Below are 255 nucleotides of genomic sequence, written 5' to 3'. Positions count from 1 at the left end.
TCTGACTGCCCGGATTATTAAAGGTAATAGTCTGAGCAGCTTTCGGTGTCACCGCTGTCGATGCGGACGATGCACTGCCTGTACCGGCACTGTTCGTGGCGGTCACTGTAAAGGTGTATGCCGTGCCATTGGTCAGACTGTTAACCGTAATCGTACAAGCCGATGGACCGGTACATGAACCGGTAAATCCGCCCGGACTGGAGGTCGCTGTATAAGTCGTAATTGCTGCACCACCATTCGAAGCCGGTGCGGTAA

General features: G+C 53.7%; 1 protein-coding gene. It reads right to left on the bottom strand.

Going from position 1 to position 255, the window contains the following annotated elements:
* Positions 1-255, bottom strand: a 255-nt coding sequence (locus KDM89_RS22265) for a fibronectin type III domain-containing protein (protein ID WP_212689902.1), incomplete at both ends; no start/stop codon positions are given.

It is taken from the genome of Cognatundibacterium luofuense (genome assembly GCF_018139685.1).
GTDB lineage: Bacteria > Pseudomonadota > Gammaproteobacteria > Burkholderiales > Burkholderiaceae_D > Undibacterium > Undibacterium luofuense.
This window is presented reverse-complemented; position numbering and strand designations above follow the sequence as displayed.